General features: G+C 46.8%; 7 protein-coding genes. 1 reads left to right on the forward strand and 6 read right to left on the reverse strand.

Going from position 1 to position 8,399, the window contains the following annotated elements; genetic code table 11:
- The 6 genes from IQR33_RS33585 to IQR33_RS19395 all read right to left on the reverse strand — a co-directional run.
- Nucleotides 1-440 (reverse strand): MFS transporter (locus tag IQR33_RS33585; RefSeq protein WP_228013996.1); only part of this gene is annotated, 440 nt, incomplete at its 3' end.
- A 6-nt stretch (nt 441-446) separates the two neighbouring features.
- Complete coding sequence (uhpB, locus tag IQR33_RS19375; protein WP_138940303.1) at nt 447-1,949, reverse strand: signal transduction histidine-protein kinase/phosphatase UhpB; 1,503 nt, start codon at nt 1,947-1,949, stop codon at nt 447-449.
- A complete protein-coding gene (uhpA, locus tag IQR33_RS19380) occupies nt 1,949-2,557 on the reverse strand; it encodes a transcriptional regulator UhpA (RefSeq protein WP_005376090.1) in 609 nt (202 codons plus the stop codon). The genes uhpB and uhpA overlap by 1 nt, the downstream gene beginning before the upstream one ends.
- 138 nt (nt 2,558-2,695) lie before the next feature.
- Nucleotides 2,696-4,090 (reverse strand): hexose-6-phosphate:phosphate antiporter, encoded by a 1,395-nt coding sequence (gene uhpT, locus IQR33_RS19385; RefSeq protein WP_021707729.1) that lies wholly within the window; start codon nt 4,088-4,090, stop codon nt 2,696-2,698.
- A 406-nt stretch (nt 4,091-4,496) separates the two neighbouring features.
- Nucleotides 4,497-5,327 carry a formate dehydrogenase accessory sulfurtransferase FdhD gene (fdhD, locus tag IQR33_RS19390; protein ID WP_005460891.1) on the reverse strand — a complete coding sequence of 277 codons (831 nt, stop codon included), beginning with the start codon at nt 5,325-5,327 and terminating at the stop codon, nt 4,497-4,499.
- 53 nt (nt 5,328-5,380) lie between these two features.
- Nucleotides 5,381-6,265, reverse strand: a complete 885-nt coding sequence (locus tag IQR33_RS19395; protein WP_054730252.1) for a LysR family transcriptional regulator — start codon at nt 6,263-6,265, stop codon at nt 5,381-5,383.
- Between the two features lie 667 nt (nt 6,266-6,932).
- Between IQR33_RS19395 and IQR33_RS33590 the strand changes: the two genes are divergently transcribed.
- On the forward strand, nt 6,933-8,399 hold a 1,467-nt coding region (locus IQR33_RS33590; protein ID WP_322631787.1), incomplete at its 3' end, for an FdhF/YdeP family oxidoreductase.

Genomic DNA, 8,399 nt, shown 5'->3' on the forward strand with positions numbered 1-8,399 from the left:
TACCAAGTGGTTAACAGCTTCGAGCATGAAGGCCAGCCCCAGCCTTGGAACCACGCGTTTAAGATCCACAGAGTAATGAAAGCCGCGAGTGAGCTAGAAAAGCCGAACGCGATGTTGACCAGACCTGTCGCAATCAATCCTAGTCCCATGAAATAACGAGGATTAGAGCGATCCGAAATCGTGCCAGAAATAAACTTCGAGCAGCCGTAGGTGATGTAGAAAAGCGTACCGATAAGACCCAAATCGCCTTTATCTAAGCCAAGATCGGTAATCATCGCTGGTGCGGCGTAGTTAAAGGTCTTACGGGTAAAGTAGAAACCTGCGTAGCCGATGTACATCCCCAACATAATGTGCAAACGCCAATGGCGGTAACGCTGGTCGATTTGCTCGTTGCTTAGACTCGGTTGAGTAAATTTAGGTGAACGTAAAAATCCAAACATCTTGAGTTACACCTTAGGTAAAGTAATGCTGATTTGTGTGCCGATCACTTGATCGCTGGTGGAGTAGATAACCATTTTTCCACCTAACGCGTGCACACGCTCTTGCATGCCGCGAACGCCCATGCCTTTCATACTGTCCTGAACTTTGAAACCGACACCATCATCGTGAATCATCAATGACACCGCCGTTTCTCCAATTGTCAGTTCAATATTGATCAACTGCGCTTCTGCGTACTTGGCAGCGTTATTTAATGACTCTTGGCATAAACGGAATAGGGTTACTTTGAGTGTGTCACTCAGGCTTGTGTAATCGCCTTGCCAGTTCAGTTGAACAGTCGTTCCGTGATTGGCGAATTCCATCTCTCGCGTCAGTTGCTCGACGGATTCTTTCAAGTCCAAATCATCCAGCATTTTGGGTCTTAGCTTGCTTAACAGTCGCTTAGTAGTGTCGTACACGTTGAGGGAAAGCCCTTCAATCATGTCGGCGCAACCAACGCGTGTTTCTGCGTTATTTACCCGCTTAATGATGTTGGCTTGTGTGCGGATTGCCGTGATGTTCTGGCCGATTTCGTCATGTAGCTCGCGCGCAATATCGCGTCTTACCGATTCTTCCGCTTTGATAAGCTGGCGAGACAAATTCTGATTGCGTGCAAGTTCGCCGCGCAGTTTGTGATTGAGGTCTTTTTGTTTCTGAACCCCTAAGCCGAGCATAATGCCGGTGATGGTTTGCGCCGAGAGAGATAATAACAAATCGGTGATTTCTAGATTTGATACGCCGCTGCGAGCCGCAATCAGCGCAATGCTGTTGAGCATGGTGGCGAGCAGGGCTCCTTGCCAGCCGTAACGCAGAGCAAGCACGATGATTGGAATCGCCATACAAAATGGCGCAAATCGTTTTAGCTCTTCAGGCAAACTGGTTTGCACCAAAATACTGCCGATCAAAAGTAGCGCATAAAGCACGATATGACGCACCTGAAATACAACGGCATTACTTAGTAGGAGAGAGCTAAGCGGAGACCAACGACTTTGGAACAAATAACTCCATAACAAGTAGCACATAGGCACCACGAGCAAGCCTCCAGAAATGCTAGCCAGCCATACCATGTAAACCGAAGGAACGTGAAAACCAACGGCCATCACATTAATAAACGCGCTAATGATAATGACTGCGCTCATCACGGCTAAATGGCGGTTTTGGTCTCCGTAGTAGTATTTTTTCGCAATCAGAGTGACCGGGATACTGGCAATGCTCGCAATCAGCACGGTAAGCCACTGCGGTTGACCCAGTAACATTGCAAGTGCGATGGAAAGTCCCCACTCCGAAAGGTAAATCGTCGGCCAATAAGCGGTGCGAGTGTGTAGGGCGACACCTAATCTTAAAGCGAAAGGAAACAATAAGATCGCCAGTTCGGGATCATTGACAAAGTAATAGGCAATCACCCATAAGCAGAACCAGGCGCAAGCCATAACAAATAGTCCGCAAATGGTGGTAACAGCGTAAGCTCGCATTAAAAGGACTCTTGAGAAAATAGTTTGGCGAGCTCAACGTTGTTTTTCACGCCGAGTTTGTCGATGGCATTCGCACGATGCACATGCACGGTCTTGTGGCTCAAGCCAAGCTCTGCCGCGACAGACTTTACATCCAACCCGGTCGCAAGTAGCTGACATACCTCGTTTTCACGTTTTGTCAGTTGGCATAGAGAGGTGGTGTTGTCGCTAGGCGTTGCAAGTTTAAGTGCAATATCTGATGTGAGGTAACAGCCGCCAGAAGCACTGGTTCTCACGGCTTGAATAAGTTCGTCTGGGCTACAGCGTTTACTAAGATAGCCTTTTGCACCTAGCTTTAGTGATTTTTCCACCATCGCAGGGGAGTCATGCACGCTAAGCATCACGCAGGCAATGCCAGTTGGTATTTCGCTAAGAAAGTTTAAGCCGCTTTCATCTGGCATGGAGATATCTAGGATGACGACATGAGGGTGTACCGCAGGCAAGCCTTTGCGCGCTTCGGCGACAGAGCCGAATTCACCGACAACGGTAATATCACTTTCTAAATTTAATAATTGTGCGAAACCTGAACGCACGATGACGTGATCATCAACTAGAGCAACATGAATCATTATTACAACCAAATAGAGCAGACGACTAACAACAATAAGCTCCAACAGGAGCCAATAGAAAAACCTTTAATGATACTGAATTGATCAACTCATTTTAATGATCTTGCGCGCTTTACCGAAGTAAAGCGCGCAGAGAAGTTAGGCTTGGTTTTGTGCAAGTTGAAGCTTCTTCGCGTGTCGAATCTTCTTCTCTTCCGCGATAGCGACGAAAGCAAGCAAAACAATACAAATCATGGCGGAGGTATCTAGAGCTGCGAAGGTACCTTTCCAACCTGTTAAGCCGAAGATAGGTGTACCGTCTGCAATCATACCGAGACCAAGTTTCGCGAAGCTGTCACCGATTAGGTAAGCGAATGTACCTTTTACGCCGTCAGCCACACTGATTGCTTTTTTAGGGACAAAACCAACTGCGGCAACACCGATAAGAAGTTGCGGACCAAACACCAAGAAGCCCAATACAAATAGTGAGGCCAAGTACATGAACTCGCTAGTGGCGTGCTGGTAGAACTCAAGCGATACGATGATCAAGCCAAGAGACACACAAGCAACCAATGCGCGGCGACCGTTTGCTAGGTCAGACAGGTAACCCCACATCAAAGTACCCACAAGCGCACCGACTTCGAACAGAGTAAAGCCAGAGATTGCCGTTTCTTTTGACAGACCAAGCTCTTGGTACGCGTATACCGTTGACCATTGGTCGATGCCGATACGAACGATGTAAAGGAAGATGTTGGCAAAGCAAAGTAGCCAGATAACTTTGTTTTTAAGAACGTATTCAACAAAGATTTCTTTTTTGGTCATCTGGTTTTCTTCTGCGGCGGTGTCTTCTTCACTCACTGCTTCATCGAAAAGTTCTTCTACTTTACCTAGACCGTAAGCTTCTGGAGAGTCGCTACCAAAGCGCATACCGATAAAGCCAACGATGATCGCGATGATAGAAGGGAACACGAACATGCCGATTACGTGGCCGTCGAATAGGTAGTTAGCACCGAAAAGAGCAACACCCGCTGCGCCCGCACCACCAACGTTGTGTGACATGTTCCACAAGCCTAGGTAAGAGCCGCGTTTGTTACGAGGTGTCCATTTTGTAATGGTTGAGTAACTAGAAGGGCCACCAGTACTTTGGAAGAAACCACTTAGAGCGTAGAAAGCCACCATCAAGAACAGGCTTGCACTACCGCCGCCCATGCTGAAGCTGAAACCAAGCATTGCAAGACCAGAAAGGATCAGCATAAAAGGGAGGAATTGCTTGGTGTTCTTACCGTCAGCGTAGTAAGACACAACGGTTTTACCGATGCCGTATGTGATGGAGAAGCCAAGGCCAATAAGACCTAGGTCTGTCATGCTCAAACCGTAAGTTGAGATCATGTCGTTTTGCGCGACATTGAAGTTCTTACGAATCAAGTACATGGTTAGGTAGCCGATAAATACGACCAAGTAAGATTGGATGAACGGTTTAAACCACATCTTTCTTCTAACTTCGACAGGAAGATCGAGGGTCGGCTTCCGCACCTGTTCGAGGAATTTTAACATGATGAACTCTCTTGTAATTGTTTTAGAAACACAACGGAGACCGTTATGCGCTCTTGTTACCTTTGACTGAGCGGAATTCTAGAGAGTGGTTTTGTAAGGCACATGAGATGGTTGCCTAGATCGGCTAGGAAAAATTCCTAGAAATGCCTAGGAAGGCGGAAAAGCGTGAAAAGAGTCACACAAAATCCTTACTAATTTATGGGTTTTTGACAGGGTTCTTATCGGGTTGGAAAGCGTTCAAATGCAAGCAGGTTAATATACGCAAGCTTAGTGCTGACAAGGGGTGAGCACGTTTGGTTGGAGAGAATAGTGTCTTGTCGCTAAGTATCAATTGGGAACGAGAAGCAAACAACAGAGACCCAGAGGTCTCCGTTAGAAATATTACGAATTCGATTAGGTTGACGTGTTAAGGCGCGGGGCTGTATAGACGCGGCGAGCCGTGTTTTGGCAAGTGAATTAGGTTCAAATGGTTTCTTCTTGCCCATTCGACAGTTAACGCTGTAGGCGCAGATAAGCAAACCAGAGTGGGGATACGCGCGCGAACGGCTTTGTGGATCAACTCCAAGCTGCAACGGCTTGTCATGATAGCGAAGCCACTTTGAGGTTCGATGTGATTGTTGGCCAATGCGCCAATCAACTTATCTAGCGCGTTGTGACGGCCGATGTCCTCTCGGCACAACTTGATGTTGCCTTGTAAATCTGAAAATAAAGCGGCGTGTAGCGCGCCAGATTCACGTGCGGCTTCTTGATGCAGTGCGACTTTGTCTCGCAGCCCTTCGAATACATCGGAGCGCGGAGGAAGAGACGGTGTTAGCGGTGCTAAATCAGGCAAAGCTTGTTCCAGAGCCTCGACGCCACAAATGCCGCATCCGGTTGTGCCTGCAAGATTCCGACGTTGTGTTTTTAGCGCCCAGAAAGCGCGGTTGCTGATTTCTACTTCCGCATAATGAGATTCGTGATCGCCACCAATTTCAATGTCTTTGATCTCTTTGAAGTCGTGGACGATGCCTGTGCTTAGGCTAAACCCTTTCACAAAGTCTTCCAGATGGCCTGGCGTCACCATCATGACCGCTTGGCTAATGCCGTTATAGCTGATAGCTAAAGCTGACTCACTCGCCAGCGACATTTGTTGCACTGGGCGGCCATCAATCAATTCTCGGTAATTGAACGCACTTGGTTGAGGTGGTGCTTGATTGAAATCGGACAGTTCAAAATAAGATTGAGTAGTACATCTCATGAAATCACCTCATAAGCCGTTATGTATGCCAAAAATTGACGTGTGGGTTGTTGTTATCGATTGAATATGTTCTTCGCTTCTGCGAAGCACTGATCGGTTAGCGCGGAGAAGGGTTCTTGTTTTCGCTTTAACAAACCTAGCGGGGCGTGAACGGCGGCTTCTTCGATAGGGATAATGCGAAGCGTATCGTTCAACTCTTCTAATCCACAGTTCAGCGGCATAATGGCGCAACAAAGGCCACTGGTTACTGCTTGGATCAAGTGAAAGGTGGAGTTACTTTCAATGACGGTTTGCGGAACCAGCCCTTTACTCACAAAGCTAAGATCAATTGAGTGGCGATAGTGCATACCCTTCGAAAGCAGCCCTAGCGGAATGTTATTGAGTGACTCCCACAACACTTCAGATTCGGCAAAATCGAAATGACGCTCATCGAATAAAACGCCAAGTTTGGTCGAGTATAGCTCGATAACATCGAAGTAAGCGGTGTTGACTTGATCGACATAACACATCCCCAAATCAAGTTGATTGCGATTGAGTTGGTCTATGATCTGTTCGGTCGTCATGGAGAGTATTTGAAAGCGTAACTCAGGGAACTGTTGAGCTAATGGTTTGAGCAATTCCATCGGGTTTTGGCTGGCGAGTGGCACCATTCCAAGCCGAAGTGAACCGACCAACTGACCACGGCAGTTAGCAGCCTCGGCTTGCAGTCCATCATGAGCGGCTAAGACGGTTTTCGCCCAAGCTAAAATGCGTTCTCCTGCTTCAGTAAACCCTTCAAATCTTTGACTTCTTTGGATTAATTCGAGATCGAGTTCTTCCTCTAAGCTTCGGATTCTCATGGACAAGGTAGGCTGCGTAATGTGGCACAATGCGGCGGCTTGACCAAAGTGTTTGGTCTGTTCAAGTGCGATGAGATATTTAAGTTGTTTGATATCCATAATGGCTTGTTAACCTTGCGTTGTGAGTCACATGTACGGGGGGAACTCCCTAAAAAGGGCACAGCACTACCGTACTTTTTAAGCGCTGGAGCGTTTTAACTGGGGAATGGAAAACCAAAACCAAGTCAAGAATAAAACCTCACTCAAAATTGATCTGAATCAAGGCTATTCCTGATATTAATTAGGGTCAAATTTAAAGTATCTATAGTGTGATAGATATTATCTATTATCAAGAGTGGCGATTTTATTGAGTTCGTTAAGCGAACTAGGTGGAATCGGATGGGAAAACGATTAACCTCATAAATTGTATTGATTAAAAATGTGATGACCGTCAGTGGAAAAATTCGTCATAGATTTTGTTTATCACTCGGTCAGGATTATCAATTGGACGCATATTGAATAACGACTTAATCTTTGATTTAGATCAAGACGCAACAATGCGCATTGAATCTAACAGTCTTAGAAGCAGTAGGCGGGTATCCGATATCAAGAATCTAGATAAGTAAACGCTCGGACAAGCGAGAGCATGTTGAGTGGTTACTTATTTGGATTAAAAAATACATGGATTAGAAACTAAGCCCTTCAATACTTCCGCATTATCTCAATAAATAACGCGCTTGTTTTCACGGGCACCCTGCTTGCTGGTATATCTGCGAGGAGTAAAGTCGTGAGCCAAAAAGAACAAATAAAAACATACAAAGGTCCAGCTGGTGGTTGGGGTGCACTGAAAGCCGTAACCAGAAGTTGGTGGGGCAGTGAAAATGCAGTTAAAAACATTCGCACTATGCTCAAAACCAACCAAAATGGCGGTTTCGACTGCCCTGGATGTGCATGGGGCGAGTCGCCAGATAGTGGTAAAGTCAATTTCTGTGAGAATGGCGCGAAAGCGGTAAACTGGGAGGCGACCAATCGTCTGGTTGATCCTGAGTTTTTTGCCAATCACAGCGTTTCTTCTCTCTCAACGCAAACCGATTACTGGTTGGAATACCAAGGCCGTATCACGCACCCAATGCGATACGATGCTGAATCCGATCACTACGTGCCAGTCTCTTGGGATGAGGCTTTTGCACTTGTCGCGAAACATCTCAATCAATTGGATTCACCACACCAAGCTGAGTTTTATACCTCTGGTCGTGCAAGCAACGAAGCGGCGTTTTTGTATCAGCTATTTGTGCGCGCATTCGGTACCAATAACTTTCCAGATTGTTCCAACATGTGCCACGAAGCCAGTGCTATCGGGATGAAAGACACCATTGGCGTTGGTAAAGGCACAGTGATCTTTGATGATTTTGAAGAAGCTGATGCGATTTTCGTGATTGGTCAAAACCCGGGTACGAACCACCCACGAATGCTTGAACCTCTGCGTGAAGCGGTAAAACGTGGAGCACAGGTTATCTGTCTAAACCCGCTGAAAGAGCGCGGATTAGAGCGTTTCCAAAACCCACAGATGCCGATTGAGATGTTGAGTAACGGTTCAGAGCCTACCAACACGGCGTACCTGCGTCCTGCTTTAGGTGGAGACATGGCAGTGTTTCGTGGCATCGCGAAATTCTTGTTGCAATGGGAACGCAAGGCATTGCAAAACGGTGGAAAAGCGGTATTTGATCGTGAATTCATCAAGCAACACACAACAGGTATTGATGAGTATTTGGCTGAAGTGGACGCAACCTCTTGGGAACACATCGCGGAACAATCGGGTCTTGATTTAAGTGAAATCGAGATGGTGGCGAGCATGTATCGACGTGCAGAACGTGTGATCATGTGTTGGGCGATGGGGTTGACTCAGCATCGTCACTCTGTGCCAACCATTAAAGAAGTCGCAAACGTGCAAATGTTACGAGGTAACGTTGGTAAGCCGGGAGCGGGGCTTTCACCAGTGCGTGGTCACAGTAACGTTCAGGGCGACCGTACGATGGGCATTGATGAAAAACCTTCAGATCTGTTGTTGGATCGCATTGAAAGTCGATTTAACTTTGACGTCCCGCGTGGTGAAGGCCACAACACTGTGCAAGCCATTAAAGCGATGGAAGAAGGGCAAGCGAAAGTATTTATCGGTTTGGGCGGTAACTTTGCACAAGCAACGCCAGACACAGAACGTACGCACAACGCGATGCGAAACTGTAATTTAACCGTA

Origin of the sequence: Vibrio sp. OPT46 (assembly GCF_015163535.1) — a bacterium.
Classification (GTDB): Bacteria; Pseudomonadota; Gammaproteobacteria; order Enterobacterales; family Vibrionaceae; genus Vibrio; species Vibrio alginolyticus.

What these genes read in the sequence shown, in the direction of transcription:
- uhpB (WP_138940303.1), bottom strand. Translation starts at nt 1,949, where the DNA reads ATGCGAGCTTACGCTGTTACCACCATTTGCGGACTATTTGTTATGGCT.
- IQR33_RS19395 (WP_054730252.1), bottom strand. Translation starts at nt 6,265, where the DNA reads ATGGATATCAAACAACTTAAATATCTCATCGCACTTGAACAGACCAAA.
- uhpT (WP_021707729.1), bottom strand. Translation starts at nt 4,090, where the DNA reads ATGTTAAAATTCCTCGAACAGGTGCGGAAGCCGACCCTCGATCTTCCT.
- uhpA (WP_005376090.1), bottom strand. Translation starts at nt 2,557, where the DNA reads ATGATTCATGTTGCTCTAGTTGATGATCACGTCATCGTGCGTTCAGGT.
- fdhD (WP_005460891.1), bottom strand. Translation starts at nt 5,327, where the DNA reads ATGAGATGTACTACTCAATCTTATTTTGAACTGTCCGATTTCAATCAA.